The organism is Dyella marensis (genome assembly GCF_900112865.1).
GTDB classification, from domain to species: Bacteria; Pseudomonadota; Gammaproteobacteria; order Xanthomonadales; family Rhodanobacteraceae; genus Dyella_D; species Dyella_D marensis_A.
In genome coordinates this window covers 13,945-33,001 of record NZ_FONH01000003.1, presented here as the reverse complement: position 1 = coordinate 33,001, position 19,057 = coordinate 13,945, and the positions used below count along the sequence as shown (strand labels likewise).

Here is a 19,057-nt window from a genome sequence, read left to right as displayed (position 1 = left end):
CCGGGCTGCGGCGAATGGCCGCCAGCCTCATGCCCGGCGTCGGTTGCGGCGCGAGCGCCGCCAGCCGTAGGCCAGGCCGAACAGCGTCACCAGCGCAGGCACCAGCACGATGTTGAGGAACTTCAGGCGCATGCCCAGCGCATCGATTTCGCCGTTGAGCTGGTGCTGCACGTCGCGCAGTTCCTTGTTGATCGCCAGCTGGCGCTGCAGGAACTGTTCGATCTCCGTGCGCTGCTCGCTGCCGGCGTTGTCGCCGCGCGCCGCCTTGGCCGGCTGCAGCTCGGACAGGCGGCTGCGCGTGACCGCCAGCTCACGCTGCAGCTCCTGCTTCTTGGCCAGGAATTTCTGGTCCGCCGCCGCCTGCAGCGCCTGCACGCGCGTGAACGGCCGCTGCGAACTGGTGCGGCCGCGGATCGACAGCAGCTCGGAGGAGCCGCTGAGGTTATCCGCCAGGTTGGTGACGAAGTCGCCGTTGTTGGCCAGCGCGCTCAACTGCAGCGGGCCGAGCAGGCTCTGCGAGTACGACACCCACAGGCGGTCGGTGAGCAGGTCCGTGTCCGCCACCAGCACCACCTCGGCATTGCCCTTCGCCTGCGCGATGTAGCCGGGCTGCTTCGCCCGCTCCGGGAAGGCCGAAGTGAAGGCGCCGCGCACGCGCGCCGCCACCACGTAGCGGGTGTTGTCCGCCTTGTAGCCGTCCAGCAGCGCATTGGGGTCGGTGGTCGCCTCGCGCACGCGCTGCGCCGGCACCACCTCGGCGTCGGTGCTGGTCTGCATCAGCGGGATCAGGCGCGAGGTGGCCTTCGGCGAGAGGTCGAGGTAACCCACGCTGGACAGATTGATGCGCTGCAGGCTCGCCGTGGTGACGTCGCCGTGGTTGAGCTCCTGCCCGGTGAGGCCGAGCATGGCCGGATGGTTGGCCGCGCTGTTGTCGGCCAGCTCGATGCGCAGCGCGCGCGAGCGGTCCAGCACTACTTTCTGCGGATCGAACTGCACGCCCCAGGCATCGAACAGGCGCCGCAGGTCGGAGTCGTGGTCGTCGATCACGCCGTTGCTGTCCACGAACGGCGTGGTGTCCAGCTCCGAATACGGATCGACGAAGGCGACCAGGTGCCCGCCGCGCAGCACGTACTGGTCGATCGCGTACAGCGCCGACTCGGACAGGTGCTTGGGATGGATCAGCAGCAGCACCTGGATGTCGTCGCCGACGCGGTCGAGCTTGTTCGGGTCCAGCGTCTTCACCTCGAACAGCTGGCCGAGCTGGCGGATCACCGTCCACGGCTCCTCGCCGAGCACCGGATTGCCCTGCACCGCCAGGCTGCTGATCACGCCGATGTGCGGCTTGGCCGGCTCGTTGAGCTCGTACAACAGCTTGGCCACGTCGTATTCGAGGAAGGTCTCGCGGCCCGGATCGAACAGCGGGATCGCCAGGGTCTTGGCGCCGGGTCGCGTTTCGTTGTCGGCCTCGCCGTCCTGCGTGCCCGGCAAGGTGGTGCCGACCAGGCCGAAGAACACGCGCTCGCCGTTGGTGCCGCCGCTCAGCGGGCTCAGGCCGTTGCCTTCGGCGGCGGCCTCGTCGTCCGAGTACGGCACCGGGTCCACCACCTGCAGGCGCAGGCGGCCGTGCGAGCGCGCCACCATCTCCTGCAGCAGCTCGCGCACGCGCTGCTCGTAGCTGCGCAGCTGCGGCAGGTCACGGGTGGAGTGTTCGGAGAAATACAGGGTCAGGCGCAGCGGCGCGCGCAGCTTGTCGACGATCCGCACGGTGCCGGGCGTCAGCGTGTACAGCCGGTCGGAGGTGAGATCGAAGCGCGTGGCGCGCATCCAGCGGCTGCCGGCCATGGCCAGCGTCACCGACACGGCCACCAGCAGGACCAGCAGGCCGATCACGCGGACACGGCGGGTGAAGGTCAGGCGGCGCATCGGTCAGGGTGTCCGCTTCAGGTCGAGCACCAGCACGCCGGCGGTGAGCCAGGAGGCGATGCACAGCACGAAGTACAGCACGTCGCGCACGTCCAGCACGCCGCGCGCGATCGCCTCGAAGTGGCGCAGCAGGCTCAGGTGGGCGACGCCATTGAGCAGCCGGCGCGGCATCGAGCCCTGCAGGAAATCCAGCACCTGCGGCTGGCCCGCGAGCAGCAGCAGGAAGCACACCACCATGGTCAGGATGAAGGCGACCACCTGGCTCTGCGTCAGCGCCGACAGGCAGGCGCCGATGGCCAGGAAGGCGCCGGCCATCAGCCAGCTGCCGAGATAGCCCGCCACGATCACGCCGTTGTCGGGCGAACCCAGGTAGTTCACCGTGATCCAGATCGGGAAGGTCAGCAACAGGCCGATACCCATGAACAGCCAGGCGGCGAGGAACTTGCCGAGCATCGCCTGCGCCAGCGTCATCGGCAGGCTGAGCAGCAGCTCCAGCGTGCCGCCCTTGGCCTCCTCCGCCCACATGCGCATCGACACCGCCGGCGCCAGCAGCAGGTAGAGCCAGGGATGCATCACGAAGAACGGTTGCAGGTCGGCCTGGCCGCGATCGTAGAAATCGCCGGCATAGAAAGTGAGGATGCCGGCCAGCACCAGGAAGATGACCAGGAATACATAGGCCACCGGCGTCACGAAATAACTGCGCAGTTCGCGGCGCGCCACCGCCATCACCGGGCTCATGGACTGGCCTCGCGCGCGGGCTCCGGCCCGGCCTGGCCGGTGGTGATCTGGCGAAACACCTCGTCGAGGCGGCCGCGTTCGAGCTGGATCTCCGAGACTTCCAGGCCCTGCTGGCGCAGCAGCGATTCGACCGGCTCCAGGATGCGTTCGCCCGGCCGCGGGAACACGGTGATGCGGCCATCCAGCGGATCGACTTCGATCGATGCCACCTGCGGCAGGCGGCCCAGCATCTCCTGCGAGACGCCGCTGCCCGGCGCGCTGAAGGACACCGCGCCGTGATAGCGCGAGCGCGCCTCCAGCTCCGCCGGCGTGGCGTCGGCGAGCAGGCGGCCGTCGGCGATGATCACCACGCGGTTGCACAGCGCGTGCACTTCTTCGAGCAGATGGGTGGAGATCAGGATGGTGCGCTCGCGCGCCATCGTATCGATCAGCTGGCGCACGGCATGCTTCTGGTTCGGATCGAGGCCATCGGTGGGTTCGTCCAGCATCAGCACCGGCGGGTTGTGCACGATCGCCTGGGCCAGGCCGACGCGGCGGCGCAGGCCCTTGGACAAGGTCTCGATGCAGGTATCGAGCACGGTCTCCAGCTGCAGGTGCCCGACCACTTCCTCGAAGCGCCGGTAGCCCTGGTCGGCCGACAGGCCGCGCGAGCGCACGATGAAGGTGAGGAACTCGCGCACCGTCAGTTCGCCGTAGCTCGGTGCGCCTTCGGGGAGGTAGCCGAGCGCGCGCTTGGCCTTCAGCGACTCCTTGCGCACGTCGTGGCCGCACACCCGCGCGGTGCCCGCGGTCGGCCGCAGGAAGCCGGCGATCATGCGCATCACGGTGGATTTGCCGGCGCCATTGGGACCCAGCAGGCCCAATACCTGCCCCGGTTCGGCGCGGAAGCTGAGCGCGTCGACCGCAGTGAGCGTGCCGTAGCGCCGGGTGAGCTGTTCGGTTTCGATCATGTCCGGGGCGGAAAGAGAAGCGGCGGAGCGGTCTTGGGCCCGAGCGGCGCAACGACGAAGCAATGTACCCCATCGGGATGCAAAAGTTCGCGCCGCAAGAAGCCCCTCTCCCTTCGGGTCGCCGGAGGGAGAAGGGTTCCAAGTTGAAGATAACGCCTAAAGAAAAAGGCCCTTCGCGAACGAAGGGCCTTTCGTGTCTTGCTAAGGCTTCGGCTTACTGCTGGCCGGCGCTGGCGGCCGAGGCCGGGGCGGCGGCAGTGCCCGACGAGGCCGGGGCCTGCGACGTGCCGGCGTCCAGCGACGGCGGCTGCAGGTTGGCTTCCTGCTCCGGGGTCTTCTCCGGTGCATCGCCGGTCAGCGGCAGGTAGATGGCGAACTGCGCGTAGCTGGTCACCTGGTCGCCCTGCTTCACTTCCGGCTTGACCAGGATGTCGTACGGGCGGTTGACCACTTCGTCGAACTTGTAGCCGTGGGTCTGCGAGTAGGCCTTCAGCATGTCGCGGGTCTGCGGCACGCCGGCGGCGGTACCGTTCCAGATGCCCTTGAGCGCCGGGCCGCCGAAGGCCAGCACGCCACGCACGTCGTTGTCGACGATCAGGCGGCCGAAGCGGTCGGTGCTGCCCGGGGTGTTGTCCTGGGCCGGAGCGGCGGCGGTGCTGCTGCTGGCCGGCGCGGCGGCGCTCAGGTCCGGCGCCTTGGCAGCGGTCAGCTCGTGGCTCTGGCCGTTGACGGTCAGGCTGGTCGCGCTGATCGGCAGGGCCACGTCGAACGAGTAGGTCTGGTCGCCGTAGTTGGTGGTGTAGATGATGCGCGGACCGGTGACGGTCACGCCCAGCTTCTTGGCGGTGGCCTGGATCTGCGCCTCGGCCTTGTCGGTCGCTTCGTTCAGCGCCTCGAGGCCGCCCTTGCGCTCGATCGAGCTGGACACCAGCAGCACCGGCGTCGGCTGGGTCTGCTCGATGTACGGGATCAGCTTGCCGTAGTCGATGTTCTGCACCGAGGCCAGCACGTTCTGCAGATCGCTCAGGCTGAACTGGATGAAGGCATCCGGGTCGCCGTGGATGTACAGGTTCGAGTAGCGGTCGATCAGGTTGAAGCCGTAGGCCACGTCATACGACCAGGTGACCTTGGTCAGCTGGCCGCGGCTGCCCTGGCGATCCAGGTCCAGCGTGAAGTGCTTGTCCTGGCCGCGCCAGTCGTTGTCCAGGTTCCAGACGATCTTGGCGGACTTGGCGCTCGGGTCGATCTTGTCGAACGACGGATCGGCGCTGGCAACGGTCAGCTTGCCCTTGCCCACCTTGTCGTCGTTGCTGCTCCAGCTGATCTCCGCACCGGGGCCATAGGGCTTGCCGGAGAAGGTGAACTGGGTATTGCGGTCGTATTTGCGCTGCACCGTGAAATCGGGGTAGCGACGGAAATTGGCGAGCACGTCGTACACCTGACGCATGTCCTTGCCGACCACCAGCGACCTCTCCACATGGCCACTGCCAGGCATGATCACGCCCACCACGACGCCGACGACGACGACGATGACTAGGGCAACAATGAATTCAAGAACACGCATCATTCCAGGGCTCTCCGAACATCTCTCTTGGCGGCACGAGTGCGTCGCCGGAGACCGGTCCGCCACGGAGGCGCTTCCTTAGAAAAAGCCCGAAGGAATCGCATTCGTGACAGGGGTCGGCCAGCGCCGAAGCCACCGATGGTACCGGTTCATGGCCTGGAACGCTATCCGCTTCGGAGAGGCCCCCGGAAGGCCGCCGGATGGGCCTTCCGGGCTCCGTGCAGGGCCTTGCAGGGCCTTAGACGATGCCCAGCTCGAGTGCCTTGAGCACGGCGCGGGTGCGGTCGCGCACGCCGAGCTTGGAGAGAATGTTGGACACGTGGTTCTTCACGGTGCCCTCCGCCACTTTCAGGGAGTTGGCGATCTCCTTGTTGCTGTAGCCGCCGGAGAGCAGGCGCAGGATCTCGGTCTCGCGCTCGGTCAGCGGATCGGGCTGCTCGAGGCTGGTGAACTGGTTCTGCATGCGGCCGACGCCGGCCAGCAGCCGCTGGGTCACCATCGGCGCGACCAGCGAGCCGCCGGCGGCGACGGTGCGCACCGCTTCGACCAGTTGCTCCAGCGAGACGTCCTTCAGCAGATAACCGCGCGCGCCGGCCTTCAGGCCCTGCAGCACCAGCTGGTCGTCGTCGAAGGTGGTCAGGATGATGGTCGGCGGCAGTTCGTTGCGGGCGGACAGCGCCTGCAGCACTTCCAGGCCGCTCATGTTCGGCATGCGCAGGTCCAGCAGCACCACGTCGGGCTTGATGCGGGGAATGTCCTGCACGGCCTGGGCGCCGTCGGCGCACTCGGCCACAACGCGGATGTCCTCAGCCAGATCCAGCAGCGAGCGGACGCCCTGGCGTACCAGGTTCTGGTCGTCGACAAGACACACGGAAATCATCGCGGTTCCTCGGAGCGATTGCGTCCCCCGGCGCCATCGCCGGGAACGACGGTGTAAACAACGGTGCGGCCATCCGGGCCGGCCGCCCATTCTGGCATGGCTGAAGACAGGCGGCGCGGACTCACGACACGCTCAGGGCGGGCGGCTCGAAGCGGGTCGGCGCATGCGCCAGGGCCGATTCCTCGCCCAGCGGCAGGCTCACGTTGAGGGCGAAACCCTGGCCGGCGGCGGTGTCCACATTGACCGTGCCGCCGAACTCCGCCAGCCGCTCGCGCATGCCCGACAGGCCATTGCCGGGGCGGAACTGGTCGGCGCCGCGGCCATCGTCGCGGGCGTGCAGTTCCAGCAGGCCGGCCTCGTCATAGGCGAAGTCCAGCCACAGGTTGCGCGCCCCCGCATGGCGGGCGGTATTGGTGATGATTTCCTGCGCGACGCGCAGCAGCACCTGGGCCCGGCGCGGATCCTCCACGCTGAAGCGCGGCGGCGTCTCCACGTGCACGTTCAAGCCCGGCACGCCCTCGACCAGGCTGCGCAGGGCCTGGGTCAAATCGATGGCGTCGTCCTGGCGCAGCTCGCTGACCACCTCGCGCACGTCGCGCAGCAGGTGCTTGGCGGTGGCCTGGGCCTTGAGCACGTGCTCGGCCGCGGCGGGATTGCTCAGGTGGCTGGCCACTTCCAGGTTCAGGCTCAGCGCGGTCAGGTGGTGGCCGACCAGGTCGTGCAGGTCGCGCGCGATGCGCATGCGCTCGGCGATGCGGGTCGATTCGGCCAGCAGGGCGCGGGTGGCGCGCAGCTCGGAATTGAGCCGGCGCTGGATCTCGCGCTCCTCGGCCTGTTGGCTGGCGATCATCGAGGTGAAGTAGACCAGCGCGGAAATCGCCAGGTACATGCAGACCTGCAGCACCGCCTGGATCAGGGTCCACTCGCGGTAGTTGGCGATGATCGGGATCAGCATCAGATTCTGCAGCAGCATCCACACCAGCCCCATACCGGCCGGCAGCTGCCACGGCAGCACCACGGCGATCACCAGCATCAGCATGGCGGAGAGGCCGCTCTGGCTGAACCAGCCCATGGCGATCGCCGACACGGTCAGCACGGTCAGGCCCATCAGGCGGCTGATGGTGGGCAGCCCTTCCTGGCGGTTCAGGGTGGAACTGCGGGTCAGCAGCACGTAGGTGACGCCGAACATCAGGTAGGAGAACACCCAGCCGGAGATATTGGGGTTGCTCCACCAGGAACTGACCCGCGCCAGGCTCCAGCTGCCCGGCAGCAGCGGCAGCGCGACGCACAGATACGTGGTGAGCCCGGCGTAGCGCAGCAGCCGGATGTGATTGATGTTGGACCATGCCATGCGCACCATCTTCGGCCGGCGGCCAGCGTGGTGCAATGCGCGAGAAGTCACTGGCCCACCCCTGCCGGAAGCCATGCCGGCGCCGGCTTTACAAAGGTTTTACATGGTGCGCCGTGATATGTGCGCCCCCTGCCCCCGTGCCATAATGCGCCCCGTTACGCGGGGCCGTCAGCCGGTCCGGCGACATCCCTGAGCAAGATCCAAGCAACACACTATTGCGGAGCAACGAATGGCCCTTGCCATCCGCGACGTGCGCGAGCACGACCTGGATGCCGTACTGGCGCTCAACAACGCCGCCGGGCGCACCATCCTCGCCCTGGACGCCGGGCAACTGCGCTACTTCTACGAGCACGCCGATTATTTCCGCGTGGCCGAGATCGACGGCCACATCGCCGGTTTCCTGATCGCCCTGCGCGAAGGCGGCGGGTACGCCAGCACCAACTACCAGTGGTTCGGCGAGCGCTATGCGCAGTTCGTCTACATCGACCGCATCGTCATCGCCAACGCCTACCGCCGCCACGGCCTGGGTCGCATCTTCTATTGCGACGCCACCAGCTATGCGGAAGTGCGCGCCCCGCTGCTGACCTGCGAAGTGTTCCTGGAGCCGCGCGACGACAAGGTCCTGCTGTTCCACGGCACCTACGGCTTCCAGGAAGTCGGCCAGCAGCGCATGGGCGAGGAAGGTCCGCAGGTCAGCCTGCTGGCCAAGGAACTGCCCAGCTATCCCTATGTGCGCGAGACCTACCTGGAGCGCGACGGCCTGCCCGACGTGAGCTGGCTGGCCGAGCGTCCCCGCCCCACCCATAACAACGACAAGCGCCGCCTCGCCGGAGAGCGGCGCCCATGAATGCCCGCATGGATACCACCGATGTCTGCGACCTGCGCTTTGGCCAGGTCGGAATCTCCAGCGTGCGCGTACGCCGCGCCGACGCCGCCGCGCTCTACGAGGAGCTGGAGCGCCGCGTGCGCACCGCCCCGCAGCTGTTTTCCCGCGCGGCGGTGATCCTGGACCTCAGCCACCTGCTCAACCTGCCCGACGACGGCACCGTCGACGCCCTGCTCGAGGCGATCCGCAGTGCCGGCATGCTGCCGGTGGGCCTGGCCTACGGCACCAGCGAGACCGAGGCGCTGTCGCGCCGCATGGGCCTGCCGCTGATCGCCAAGTTCCGCGCCGCCTACGAACCCGCCGACGGCGGCAGCATCGAGCCGCCGGCTCCCGCCCCGGCGGCTCCCACGCCTGCCGCCGCGCCGGCCCCGGCGCCTGCTCCGGTCGCGCGCGAGGCCGAACCCGCCGCCGGCCTGGGCGGCCAATACCACGACGGCACCGTGCGCTCGGGCCAGCAGATCTATGCGCGCGAACGCGACCTGATCGTCACCGGCGGCGTGGCCAACGGCGCCGAAGTGATCGCCGACGGCAGCATCCACATCTACGGCGGCCTGCGCGGCCGCGCGATGGCCGGTGCCCAGGGCGATGCCAAGGCGCGCATCTACGTGTCCGACTTCCGCGCGGAACTGGTGGCCATCGCCGGCCACTACCGCGTGTTTGAACAATTGCCGAAGGACCTCGAAGGCCAGGCTGTGCAATGCTGGCTCGACGGGGAAAAATTGCTGATCGCGAAACTTTGACGCGGCGCCGCCCGCCTGCAACGATCGCGACACTACTAATCGCAACACCATTACAAAAAACATATTCCGGGAGATGAACCCTTGACCGCAGAGATCATCGTTGTCACCTCGGGCAAAGGTGGCGTGGGCAAGACCACGACCAGCGCCTCGCTCGCCACCGGCCTGGCCGCCCAGGGCAAGAAGGTCGCCGTGATCGACTTCGACGTCGGCCTGCGCAATCTCGACCTGATCATGGGCTGCGAGCGCCGCGTGGTGTACGACTTCGTCAACGTCGTGCACGGCGAAGCCACGCTCAAGCAGGCCCTGATCAAGGACAAGCGCTACGAAACCCTCTACGTGCTGGCCGCCAGCCAGACGCGCGACAAGGACGCGCTGACCCAGGAGGGCGTGGAGAAGGTGCTGCAGGGCCTGTCCGAGGAAGGCTTCGACTACGTCGTGTGCGATTCGCCCGCCGGCATCGAGAAGGGCGCGCACCTGGCGATGTACTTCGCCGACCACGCCGTGGTGGTGGTCAACCCCGAGGTGTCCTCGGTGCGCGACTCCGACCGCATCCTGGGCCTGCTCGCCAGCAAGACCCGCCGCGCCGAGAAGGGCGAGGACGCGATCAAGCAGCACCTGCTGCTGACCCGCTACAACCCGGCGCGCGTCGCGGTGGGCGAAATGCTCAGCGTCAAGGACGTCGAGGAGATCCTCGGCATCTCGGTGGTCGGCGTCATTCCGGAGTCGGAAAACGTGCTGGCCGCGTCCAACTCGGGCGTGCCGGTGATCCTCGACGAGAACTCGCATGCGGGCCAGGCGTACAGCGACACCGTGGCCCGCATCCTTGGCGAAGAGCGCCCGCTGCGCTTCCTCGAAGTGCAGAAGAAGGGCTTCTTCCAGCGCGTATTCGGAGGTTGAACGCGATGGGTATTCTTGATTTCCTCAAGCGCAGGCCTGAGCCGTCCGCCGTGGTGGCCAAGGAGCGCCTGCGCATCATCGTGGCGCAGGAGCGCTCCACCCGCGGAGCGCCCGACTACTTGCCGCTGCTGCGCAACGAGTTGCTCGAAGTGATCAAGAAGTATGTCCACGTGGACATCGAAGCGATCAACATCAACGTCGAGCGCGACAGCGGGCACGAAATCCTGGAGCTGTCCGTGGCCCTGCCCGAAAACAGCAAGCCCGGATCGACCGCGCCGGTCGCCGGCTGATCCGCCGCCGGCGGGCGACGGCCCGCCGGCTCTTTCCCCCTTATCGAATTCCGCGCAGGACACCGTCCGCGCCGCGACGCATGCAAGAAACACTCGCCCCACCCGCCGTGCTGCGCCTGGCCGATCTCCAGGAGGCGGATGCGCGCGCCCTGCTCGCCCGCTACGGCCTGAGCCTGGAGCGCGTGCCCGACGGCCAACCCATCCCGGGCAGCTTCTGGGGCGACGAAGAGGCCGGCATCATCGGCACCACGGTGTATGCGCGCGGCGACACGCCGGTGCATTCGTTGCTGCACGAAGCCGGCCACCTGATCGTGCTGCCGCCGGAGCGCCGCGCCCAGGTGCATACCGACGCCACCGATTCCATCGCCGAGGAAGACGCCACCTGCTATCTGCAGATCGTGCTCGCCGACGAGCTGCCCGGCGTGGGCCGCGCGCGGCTGATGGCGGACATGGATGCGTGGGGCTACAGCTTCCGGCTCGGCTCGACGACGGCGTGGTTCGCCGGGGATGCGGAGAATGCGCGGCAGTGGCTGGTCGAGCATGCGCTGCTCGACAGCCAGGGACGCCCCACTCCGTAGGTTGGGGTGAGCCGGCAGGCGAACCCCAACATGGCGCATCCGGGCAAGGCCCGTTGGGGTTCGCCTGCCGGCTCACCCCAACCTACGCCGGACGCTAAGCCGCTTCGACCGCCTCGCGCGCCACCTTCTCCACCGAACGCCGATACCAGCGCCACGACACCCAGCCGATCACGGTGAGCGCGGATGCGCCCAGCGCCAGGTACAGCATCCGGTCCGCCAGCAGCGGCGACAGCACGCCCGCCACCACGCTGCACAACAGCAGGCTGGCGAAGGCCTGCACCGAGGACGCGCCGCCGCGATGGTGCGCAAAGCGGTCGAGCAACAGCAGGGTCAAGGTGGGAAACGCCAGCTGCACACCCACGCCATGCAGGATCAGCGGCAGCATCGACCACGGCAGCACCGGCTGCGGCAAGGCCAGCGCCAGCAGCAGATGCAGCGCGCAGGCCGCCAGCATCGAGAAGTAACCGAGGTTCACCGTATAGACCTGGCTGCGCCGCACCGCGAGGCGGCCGGACAGCCAGGCGCCGCCCATCAGCCCCGCCACCACCGGCAGGAACAGCCAGGGAAAGCCCTGTGCCGACAGGTGCAGCAGGTCGCGCACGATGCGCGGCGCCGAGGCGATATAGAGAAACAGCCCGGCGAAGTTCACCGAACACGACACCAGCAGCGGCCGGAACGGCAGGTCGCGGGCGAAGCCGACATAGCCGGCCAGCAGCGCGCGCGGTGCGAACACCGTACGCGCTTCCGGCGGATGACTCTCGTGCAGCAGCAGTACCAGCGCGGTGGCCAATACCGCGGTAAAGCCCATCAGCACCCAGAAGATGCCGTGCCAGCTGCCGAAGTAGAGAATCTGCGCGCCCACCATCGGCGCGATCACCGGCGCGATGCTGAAGATCATCATCACCCGCGACATCAGCTGCTGCGCCGCGGCGCCTTCGTAGCAGTCGCGCACGATGGCGCGGCCGACCACCAGGCCGGCGCCGGCGCACATGCCCTGCAGGCCGCGGCAGGCCAGCAGCAGCGGAAACGAGGTGGCCAGCGCCGCTCCCGCCGAGGCCAGCGCATACACCGCGATGCCGGTGACCAGCACCGGCTTGCGGCCGACTGCATCCGACAGCGCGCCATGGAACAGGCTCATCGCCGCATAGGTCAGCAGGTAGATGCTGATCAACTGCTGCAGCTGCGCGTTGTCCACGCCGAACTGCGCCCCGATCAGGGGGAAGGCGGGGAACACCGCGTCGATCGAGAACGGGCCGATCATCGACAGGCCCGCGAGCAGCACCGGCAGGCTGCGCGGCACGGCGCGGGAATTGGCATGGAGCGGATCGGCGCGCATGGCGGGGGACGTAAGAGGCGCGAGGCCCGCGAGTATAAGGGCGCGCCGCCAGGCCCGCATGGTCCGCACGTCACCGCGGGGTTGGCGCGCCGCCAAGCCGTTCGGCTAGCATGCGCAACGCAAGGGAGATGGCATGCCTCCCGTTCCGTGCCGCGATACGGACGAACCGCGCCGGAGCCCCATGCATTAGCTTGAGGCCCGCCGCTGATGATGCCTGCACACCGGCTCCTGCCGGGGCGCAGGCGCATGCCTGGTTCCGGAGGGGCAGCAACCTTCAGGAGACTTGGCTTTGAGTTATTCCGGATTCCTGGTCGTCGGCATCGGAGGCGCGCTGGGCTGCTGGCTGCGCTGGATCCTCGGCGTCATGCTCAACCCACTGTTCCCCACCGTGCCCATGGGCACGCTCGCCGCCAACCTGATCGGCGGCCTGCTGATGGGCTGCGTGCTGGGCGTGTTCGACCACTACCAGACCCTGCCGCCGGAACTGCGCCTGTTCGTGGCCACCGGCTTCCTCGGCGGCCTGACCACGTTCTCCACCTTCTCGGCCGAGGCCACCACCCTGCTGCTGCGCCAGCAGTACCTGTGGTTCGCCGGGCACGTGGCCTTCCACCTGGTCGGCTCGATCGCGATGACGGTGGCCGGCATCGCCGCCACCCGCCTGCTGCTGCGCGCCTGAAGGAGGCAGCGATGAACACCGACACCATCCATCCGGGCCGGTTGCTGGTCTTCTACTGCCACCAGCGCGCGCGGCACGACGGCATGCTGGTCTACGAATGGCTGCTGGAATTGGCCAGGCGCCAGGGCATCGGCGGCGGTTCGGCCTTCCGCGCCATCGCCGGCTACGGCCGCCACGGCGTGCTGCACGAGGAACAGTTCTTCGACCTCGCCGACGACCTGCCGGTCAAGGTCGAATTCCTGCTGGACGAGGCTCGCGCCGGCACCCTGCTGGCCGCCGTGCGCGCCGCCCATGTCGACGTCGTCTATGCATCGCTGGCGGCAGGCTTCGAGGTGCTCGGCAAGCACTGAGCCGGTCGTCCATTCACGTCGTCCATCCACGCGCAGTCTGTCCACCGAAAGGGGCAAGCATGAGCCGGGATTCGCTGAAGCAACGCGCCGTCACCCTGCTGGAACACGCCGGCATCCACCTCGACGGCCAGGCCCCGACCGACCTGCGCGTGCACGACGACGACCTCTACGCCCGCGTGTTCGCCCACGGTTCGCTCGGCCTGGGCGAGGCCTATATGGACGGCTGGTGGGACGCGGACGACCTGCCCGGCATGTTCACCCGTCTGCTGCGCTCGCATGTGGACCAGGAACTGAAGACGCTGGACACGCTGCTGGCGCACCTGAAGGCCCGCTTCGTCAACCTGCAGCGCGGCGAGCATGCCTATGAGATCGGCCGCGTCCACTACGACCTGGGCAACGACCTGTTCCAGGCCATGCTCGGCAAGCGCCTGGTCTATTCCTGCGGCTACTGGGCGCAGGCCGACAACCTCGACGACGCGCAGGCCGCCAAGCTCGACCTGGTCTGCCGCAAGCTGCGCCTGCAGCCCGGCCAGCGCGTGCTGGACATCGGTTGCGGCTGGGGCGAGGCGCTGAAATTCGCCGCCGAGCGCTACGGCATCGAAGGCGTCGGCGTCACCGTCTCGCAGGAACAGGCCGAGTTCGCCCGCGAGCTGTGCGCCGGCCTGCCGGTGGAAATCCGCCTGCAGGACTACCGCGAGCTGGACGAGCGTTTTGACGCGGTGTTCTCGATCGGCATGTTCGAACACGTCGGCGCGCTCAACTACCGCACCTATTTCCAGGTGGCGCGCCGCTGCCTGCAGGACGAAGGGCTGTTCGTGCTGCATTCGATCGGCAGCAATGGCACGCCGTCGCGACCCGATCCATGGATCGAGAAATACATCTTCCCGAACTCGATGATCCCGTCCGCGCAGCAGGTGACTGCGGCGCTGCAGGACCTGTTCGTGGTCGAGGACTGGCACAACTTCGGCGCCGACTATGCCCGCACGCTGGCTGCCTGGCGCGAGAACTTCGACGCCGCCTGGCCGCGGCTGGCCGCCAACTACGACGAGCGCTTCCGCCGCATGTGGCAGTTCTACCTGTCGGTGTCGGCCGCGGTGTTCCGCAGCCGGCGCGACCAGCTGTGGCAGCTGACGCTGAGTCCCGAGGGCGTGCCCGGCGGCTACCGCGTGCCGCGTTGAACCGTGCTTGCTGCCGTGCGACGGGCGCGGGATAGTGCCTGGAGCATTCGATCCGCATCGATGAAGGGGAACACACCGATGAAAGGCCTGCCGATCAAGCGCATGCTTGCCACCCTGGTCGCCCTGCTGGGCCTGTGCGCCGCGCATGCGGCGGAAGCTCCGGCCAAGAGCAACGCCGCCTACTTCGACAATACCGGCCGCGACGACGTGTTGAGCGGCGGCGTCAAGACCATCGTGATCGACACGCCCAAGGGCAAGTTCCGCGTATGGACCAAGCGCGTCGGCAACAACCCGAAGCTGAAGCTGCTCCTGCTGCACGGCGGTCCCGGCGCCACCCACGAATACTTCGAAGCCTTCGACAGCTTCCTGCCCGCCGCGGGCGTCGAGTACTACTACTACGACCAGCTCGGCTCCGCTTACAGCGACCAGCCCAAGGACGACTCGCTGTGGACCACCGCGCGCTTCGTCGAGGAAGTCGAGCAGGTACGCCAGGCGCTGCACCTGGACAAGGACAACTTCTGCCTGCTCGGCCACTCCTGGGGAGGCATCCTGGCGATGGAGTACGCGCTGAAGTACCAGCAGCACCTGAAGTGCCTGGTGATCTCGAACATGATGGACTCGATCCCCGCCTATAACGTGTACGCCAGCAAGGTGCTGGAGCCGGCGATGGATCCCAAGCTGCTGGCCGAGGCCAAGCAGCTCGAAGCCAGTGGCCGCACCGCCGATCCGCGCTACATGCAGATCCTCACGCCGATGCATTACGAGCAGCACGTGCTGCGCATGCCGCAGGAACAATGGCCCGATCCGGTGCAGCGCGCCTTCGCGCATCTCAACGAACGCGTGTACACCCTGATGCAGGGCCCCAGCGAACTGGGCGCCAGCGGCCGCCTGGAACACTGGGACCGCAGCAAGGACCTGCGGCAGATCCGCGTGCCTACCCTGGTGATCGGCGCGCAGTACGACACCATGGACCCCGCGTACATGGCCGCGATGGCGAAGAAACTGCCGCAGGGCCGCTTCCTGTTGTGCCCCAAGGGCAGCCACATGGCGATGTACGATGACCAGCGCACCTACTTCGACGGCCTGACCCGCTTCCTGCAGGACGTCGAAGCCGGGCGCGCCGCCCACTGACACCCGCCCAGCCCGCCGCCCCACCTGGAGTTGCCGTTGAAGCCGTTCCGCCGTATCCGCGTCCTGTTCGCGCTGTGCCTGCTGCTCGCCGCCCCCGCCTTCGCCAACCCCGCGCTGTGGGTGGCGAAGAAGGACCAGGCCACCGTCTACCTGTTCGGCACCGTGCACCTGTTGCCGCACGATGCCAACTGGTCGTCCAAGCAGTTGGACAACGCCCTGGATGCCAGCGCTCGCCTGTTGATCGAACTGACCGACGACAACCCCGCCAACATGCAGGCGCAGGTGATCAAGTACGGCCTCGATCCGGCGCATCCGCTGTCGACCAGGCTCTCGCCGCGCGATCGCACGCGCCTGGAGCGCGCCGCCGAAGACGCCGAAGTCCCCGGCGGCGTAGCCACCCTGCAGGCCATGCGCCCCTGGCTCGCCGCCGTCACCCTGGCCGTGGCCCCGCTGGTGCGCGCCGGCATGGATCCGGCCGCCGGCGTCGACAAGACCTTGCGCGCGCGCATGGAAAAAGCCGGCAAACCGGTCGAAGGCCTGGAAACCGCCGAGCAGCAGCTGCGCATGCTCGCCGACATGCCCGAACCCCTGCAGCTCTCTTTCCTCAGCCAGAGCCTCGACGAAGTCGCCCAGGGCCCCGCCCGCCTGCGCGACCTGATCGACGCCTGGCGCCGCGGCGATACCGACGAAATCGCCCGCATCGAAGACGAAGACCTGCGCAAAGGCTCCCCGGAGCTGTACGAGCGCATGCTGGTCAAGCGCAACGAGGCCTGGGCCAAGGCCATTGCCGAGCGCATGAAACAACCCGGCACCACCTTCGTCGCCGTCGGCGCCGGCCACCTGGCAGGGCCGGACAGCCTGCAGAAGCAGTTGGAGAAGCTGGGGATCGAAGTCCAGCGGCAATGATTCCGCACACCGCGGTGTTGGAGTTCGCCTGTGGCTCACTCCAACCTACGCCGGGATCGCGAGGCTCTGCACAACGCTCCGCCCGGCCCCTCACCCTGCCCTCTCCCCGGAGGGGAGAGGGGTGAAAGGGTGTGGCAAAAGCGCAGCGCAAAAAGCTGGCCTCCCCCCCCCCTCTTAGGCCATTTCTTTTTGGTTACTTTTGCTTTGGGCCAGCAAAGAAAAAGTAACTCGGGCGCCGGCAGGCGTCCGAAATGCCCGCTGCATAAGCGGCCAGGTCACGGGAACGCAACCATCAGGCGACACGGAAACCGGATTCCTCCCTGCGCAGGAATGACGAGCAAAAATCGCCCCCCGCCCCCGTCGGCATGACGCCAAACACCCAATCTGGCACCATCCCGGGCCAACCCCGCGCGCCCCGCGCGCCACCCACCTTCGTAACTAAATGAATCTGCAAGCCAATTTCGAACAGATCCCGCTCAAGGAATACGCCGAGCGCGCCTACCTCGACTACTCCATGTACGTGGTCCTGGACCGCGCCCTCCCCTTCGTCGGCGACGGCCTCAAACCCGTCCAGCGCCGCATCGTCTACGCGATGAGCGAACTGGGCCTGTCGGCTACTTCGAAACCGAAGAAATCCGCCCGCACCATCGGCGACGTCATCGGCAAATTCCATCCGCACGGCGACAGCTCCTGCTACGAAGCCATGGTGCTGATGGCACAGCCGTTCTCCTACCGCTATCCGCTGGTCGACGGCCAGGGCAACTTCGGCTCGCCCGACGACCCCAAGAGCTTCGCGGCGATGCGCTACACCGAGTCCAAGCTCAGCCCCATCGCCGAGGCGCTGCTGGGCGAGCTGGGCCAGGGCACGGTGGACTGGGTGGCGAACTTCGACGGCACCCTGGAAGAACCCAGCTGGCTGCCGGCGCGCGTGCCGCACGTGCTGCTCAACGGCTCGATGGGCATCGCCGTGGGCATGGCCACCGACATCCCGCCGCACAACCTGCGCGAAGTGGTCAGCGCCTGCATCCGCCTGCTCGACGATCCGGATGCGACGGTCGCCGACCTGTGCGAGCACATCCAGGGTCCGGACTATCCGACCGAGGCGGAGATCATCACCCCGCGCAACGAGCTGCTGGCGATCTACCAGACCGGCAACGGCTCGCTGCGCGCCCGCGCGGTGTACCGGCGCGAAGACAGCAACATCGTGATCACCGCGCTGCCGCACCAGGTCAGCCCGTCCAAGGTGCTCGAGCAGATCGCCGCGCAGATGCGCGCGAAGAAGCTGCCGATGATCGAGGACCTGCGCGACGAGTCCGACCACGAGAACCCGATCCGCCTGGTGGTGGTGCCGCGCTCCAACCGCATCGATCCGGACGAGGTGATGCAGCACCTGTTCGCCACCACGGACCTGGAAAAGAGCTACCGCGTCAATCTCAACATGATCGGCCTGGACGGCCGTCCGCAGGTCAAGGATCTCAAGCGCATCCTCAGCGAGTGGCTGAGCTTCCGCACCGCCACGGTGACGCGTCGCCTGGAGCACCGCCTGGCCAAGGTCGAGCGCCGCCTGCACCTGTTGGAAGGCCTGCGCATCGCCTACCTCAACCTGGACGAGGTGATCCGCATCGTCCGCAGCGAGGACGAGCCCAAGCCGGTGCTGATGGCGCGCTTCAAGCTCAGCGAAGAACAGACCGACTACATCCTCGAAACGAAGCTGCGCCAGCTGGCCCGCCTCGAGGAAATGAAGATCAATGCCGAGCGCGACCAGCTGGAAGAAGAACGCGCCCGCATCAACGTGCTGCTGAAGTCGCCGGCCAAGCTCAAGGGCCTGATCAAGGAAGAACTGCGCGCCGACGCCGCCAAGTACGGCGACGAGCGCCGCTCGCCGCTGGTCAAGCGCGATGCCGCGCAGGCGCTGGACGAAAGCGCCCTGGTGGCGAGCGAGCCGGTCACCGTGGTGCTCAGCCAGAAGGGCTGGATCCGCGCCGGCAAGGGCCACGACGTGGATGCCGAAGGCCTGTCCTACCGCGAGGGCGACAGCCTGCTCGCCGCGGTGAAGGCGCGCACCACGCAGCAGATCGCGGTGATCGACTCCACCGGCCGCAGCTATTCCACGCCGGCGCACACGCTGCCGTCGGCGCGCGGCAACGGCGAGCCGCTCACCGGCCGCTTCAGCCCGCCGGCCGGCGCCAGCTTCGACGCGCTGTGCGCGGGCGACAACGACACGCGCCTGATCCTGGCCACCGACTTCGGCTACGGCTTCGTCACCCGCTTCGAGGCGCTCACCGGCCGCAACAAGGCGGGCAAGCAGATGCTCACCCTGGGCGACGGCGCGCGCGTGCTGGCGCCGCAGGTCAGCGCCGATCCTGCGCGTGACCGCCTGGTGGTGGTCACCACCGAAGGGCACCTGCTGATGTTCTCGGTGGCCGAGTTGCCCGAGCTGGACAAGGGCAAGGGCAACAAGCTGATCGAAATCCCCAAGAACAAGCTGGCCTCGGGCGACGAGCGCGTCGCCGGCGTGGCGGTGGTGACCGAAGGCAAGGGCGAGGTCACCCTGTATGCCGGCCAGCGCAAGCTGACCCTGCGCTGGTCCGACCTGGTCGAATTCGGCGCCAACCGCGCCACCCGCGGCGGCGTGCTGCCGCGCGGCCTGCGCCGGGTGGAGCGGATCGAGACCACGGGTTGA

General features: G+C 67.8%; 18 protein-coding genes and 1 riboswitch. Of the genes, 11 read left to right on the top strand and 7 right to left on the bottom strand.

Features of this window, described 5'->3' with window-relative positions:
* Positions 1-27: 27 nt before the first annotated feature.
* From BM172_RS05800 to BM172_RS05775, 6 genes are all read right to left on the bottom strand, one after another.
* Positions 28-1,923, bottom strand: a complete 1,896-nt coding sequence (locus tag BM172_RS05800; protein WP_026635942.1) for a GldG family protein — start codon at positions 1,921-1,923, stop codon at positions 28-30.
* A gap of 3 nt (positions 1,924-1,926) precedes the next feature.
* Positions 1,927-2,661, bottom strand: coding sequence for an ABC transporter permease subunit (locus tag BM172_RS05795; protein WP_026635941.1), 735 nt, complete (start codon positions 2,659-2,661; stop codon positions 1,927-1,929).
* Entirely contained in the window at positions 2,658-3,611 is a 954-nt protein-coding gene (locus BM172_RS05790; RefSeq protein WP_035323718.1) for an ABC transporter ATP-binding protein, read from the bottom strand. Before BM172_RS05790 ends, BM172_RS05795 begins: the two co-directional genes overlap by 4 nt.
* A 214-nt stretch (positions 3,612-3,825) precedes the next feature.
* Positions 3,826-5,178, bottom strand: coding sequence for an SRPBCC family protein (locus tag BM172_RS05785; protein WP_026635940.1), 1,353 nt, complete (start codon positions 5,176-5,178; stop codon positions 3,826-3,828).
* Positions 5,179-5,413: 235 nt separating this feature from the next.
* Entirely contained in the window at positions 5,414-6,055 is a 642-nt protein-coding gene (locus BM172_RS05780) for a response regulator (protein ID WP_026635939.1), read from the bottom strand.
* A gap of 121 nt (positions 6,056-6,176) precedes the next feature.
* Positions 6,177-7,406 (bottom strand): sensor histidine kinase, encoded by a 1,230-nt coding sequence (locus tag BM172_RS05775; RefSeq protein WP_026635938.1) that lies wholly within the window; start codon positions 7,404-7,406, stop codon positions 6,177-6,179.
* Positions 7,407-7,635: 229 nt separating this feature from the next.
* Between BM172_RS05775 and BM172_RS05770 the strand changes: the two genes are divergently transcribed.
* From BM172_RS05770 to BM172_RS05750, 5 genes are all read left to right on the top strand, one after another.
* Positions 7,636-8,253, top strand: a complete 618-nt coding sequence (locus BM172_RS05770; protein WP_026635937.1) for a GNAT family N-acetyltransferase — start codon at positions 7,636-7,638, stop codon at positions 8,251-8,253.
* Positions 8,250-9,032, top strand: a complete 783-nt coding sequence (gene minC / locus BM172_RS05765; protein WP_026635936.1) for a septum site-determining protein MinC — start codon at positions 8,250-8,252, stop codon at positions 9,030-9,032. The genes BM172_RS05770 and minC overlap by 4 nt, the downstream gene beginning before the upstream one ends.
* A gap of 81 nt (positions 9,033-9,113) precedes the next feature.
* Positions 9,114-9,929, top strand: a complete 816-nt coding sequence (gene minD / locus BM172_RS05760; RefSeq protein WP_026635935.1) for a septum site-determining protein MinD — start codon at positions 9,114-9,116, stop codon at positions 9,927-9,929.
* 5 nt (positions 9,930-9,934) lie between these two features.
* Complete coding sequence (gene minE, locus BM172_RS05755) at positions 9,935-10,219, top strand: cell division topological specificity factor MinE (protein ID WP_026635934.1); 285 nt, start codon at positions 9,935-9,937, stop codon at positions 10,217-10,219.
* Positions 10,220-10,299: 80 nt separating this feature from the next.
* Complete coding sequence (locus BM172_RS05750) at positions 10,300-10,797, top strand: hypothetical protein (RefSeq protein WP_026635933.1); 498 nt, start codon at positions 10,300-10,302, stop codon at positions 10,795-10,797.
* Between the two features lie 94 nt (positions 10,798-10,891).
* Here the strand turns inward: BM172_RS05750 and BM172_RS05745 are convergent, their stop codons facing one another.
* Positions 10,892-12,133 (bottom strand): multidrug effflux MFS transporter, encoded by a 1,242-nt coding sequence (locus tag BM172_RS05745; protein WP_035323714.1) that lies wholly within the window; start codon positions 12,131-12,133, stop codon positions 10,892-10,894.
* Positions 12,134-12,248: 115 nt separating this feature from the next.
* Positions 12,249-12,357: riboswitch (Fluoride riboswitch) on the top strand.
* Positions 12,358-12,422: 65 nt separating this feature from the next.
* On the opposite strand from BM172_RS05745, the gene crcB reads away from it, so the two are divergent.
* The 6 genes from crcB to parC all read left to right on the top strand — a co-directional run bounded on the left by crcB (position 12,423) and on the right by parC (position 19,057).
* Positions 12,423-12,809 (top strand): fluoride efflux transporter CrcB, encoded by a 387-nt coding sequence (crcB, locus tag BM172_RS05740; protein WP_026635931.1) that lies wholly within the window; start codon positions 12,423-12,425, stop codon positions 12,807-12,809.
* Positions 12,810-12,820: 11 nt separating this feature from the next.
* On the top strand, positions 12,821-13,159 hold the full coding sequence (locus BM172_RS05735; RefSeq protein ID WP_026635930.1) for a DUF190 domain-containing protein: 339 nt from the start codon (positions 12,821-12,823) through the stop codon (positions 13,157-13,159).
* Positions 13,160-13,218: 59 nt separating this feature from the next.
* Positions 13,219-14,337 (top strand): cyclopropane fatty acyl phospholipid synthase, encoded by a 1,119-nt coding sequence (gene cfa, locus BM172_RS05730; RefSeq protein ID WP_026635929.1) that lies wholly within the window; start codon positions 13,219-13,221, stop codon positions 14,335-14,337.
* Positions 14,338-14,415: 78 nt separating this feature from the next.
* On the top strand, positions 14,416-15,468 hold the full coding sequence (locus tag BM172_RS05725; protein ID WP_231504222.1) for a proline iminopeptidase-family hydrolase: 1,053 nt from the start codon (positions 14,416-14,418) through the stop codon (positions 15,466-15,468).
* Between the two features lie 36 nt (positions 15,469-15,504).
* Positions 15,505-16,374 carry a TraB/GumN family protein gene (locus tag BM172_RS05720; RefSeq protein ID WP_026635927.1) on the top strand — a complete coding sequence of 290 codons (870 nt, stop codon included), beginning with the start codon at positions 15,505-15,507 and terminating at the stop codon, positions 16,372-16,374.
* 442 nt (positions 16,375-16,816) lie between these two features.
* Positions 16,817-19,057, top strand: coding sequence for a DNA topoisomerase IV subunit A (gene parC / locus BM172_RS05715; RefSeq protein ID WP_026635926.1), 2,241 nt, complete (start codon positions 16,817-16,819; stop codon positions 19,055-19,057).

Bases quoted from the DNA above. Each gene is read 5' to 3' on its own strand.
- BM172_RS05800 (WP_026635942.1), bottom strand. From the start codon at position 1,923: ATGCGCCGCCTGACCTTCACCCGCCGTGTCCGCGTGATCGGCCTGCTG.
- BM172_RS05795 (WP_026635941.1), bottom strand. From the start codon at position 2,661: ATGAGCCCGGTGATGGCGGTGGCGCGCCGCGAACTGCGCAGTTATTTC.
- BM172_RS05790 (WP_035323718.1), bottom strand. From the start codon at position 3,611: ATGATCGAAACCGAACAGCTCACCCGGCGCTACGGCACGCTCACTGCG.
- BM172_RS05785 (WP_026635940.1), bottom strand. From the start codon at position 5,178: ATGATGCGTGTTCTTGAATTCATTGTTGCCCTAGTCATCGTCGTCGTC.
- BM172_RS05780 (WP_026635939.1), bottom strand. From the start codon at position 6,055: ATGATTTCCGTGTGTCTTGTCGACGACCAGAACCTGGTACGCCAGGGC.
- BM172_RS05775 (WP_026635938.1), bottom strand. From the start codon at position 7,406: ATGGCATGGTCCAACATCAATCACATCCGGCTGCTGCGCTACGCCGGG.
- BM172_RS05770 (WP_026635937.1), top strand. From the start codon at position 7,636: ATGGCCCTTGCCATCCGCGACGTGCGCGAGCACGACCTGGATGCCGTA.
- minC (WP_026635936.1), top strand. From the start codon at position 8,250: ATGAATGCCCGCATGGATACCACCGATGTCTGCGACCTGCGCTTTGGC.
- minE (WP_026635934.1), top strand. From the start codon at position 9,935: ATGGGTATTCTTGATTTCCTCAAGCGCAGGCCTGAGCCGTCCGCCGTG.
- BM172_RS05750 (WP_026635933.1), top strand. From the start codon at position 10,300: ATGCAAGAAACACTCGCCCCACCCGCCGTGCTGCGCCTGGCCGATCTC.
- BM172_RS05745 (WP_035323714.1), bottom strand. From the start codon at position 12,133: ATGCGCGCCGATCCGCTCCATGCCAATTCCCGCGCCGTGCCGCGCAGC.
- BM172_RS05735 (WP_026635930.1), top strand. From the start codon at position 12,821: ATGAACACCGACACCATCCATCCGGGCCGGTTGCTGGTCTTCTACTGC.
- cfa (WP_026635929.1), top strand. From the start codon at position 13,219: ATGAGCCGGGATTCGCTGAAGCAACGCGCCGTCACCCTGCTGGAACAC.
- BM172_RS05725 (WP_231504222.1), top strand. From the start codon at position 14,416: ATGAAAGGCCTGCCGATCAAGCGCATGCTTGCCACCCTGGTCGCCCTG.
- parC (WP_026635926.1), top strand. From the start codon at position 16,817: ATGAATCTGCAAGCCAATTTCGAACAGATCCCGCTCAAGGAATACGCC.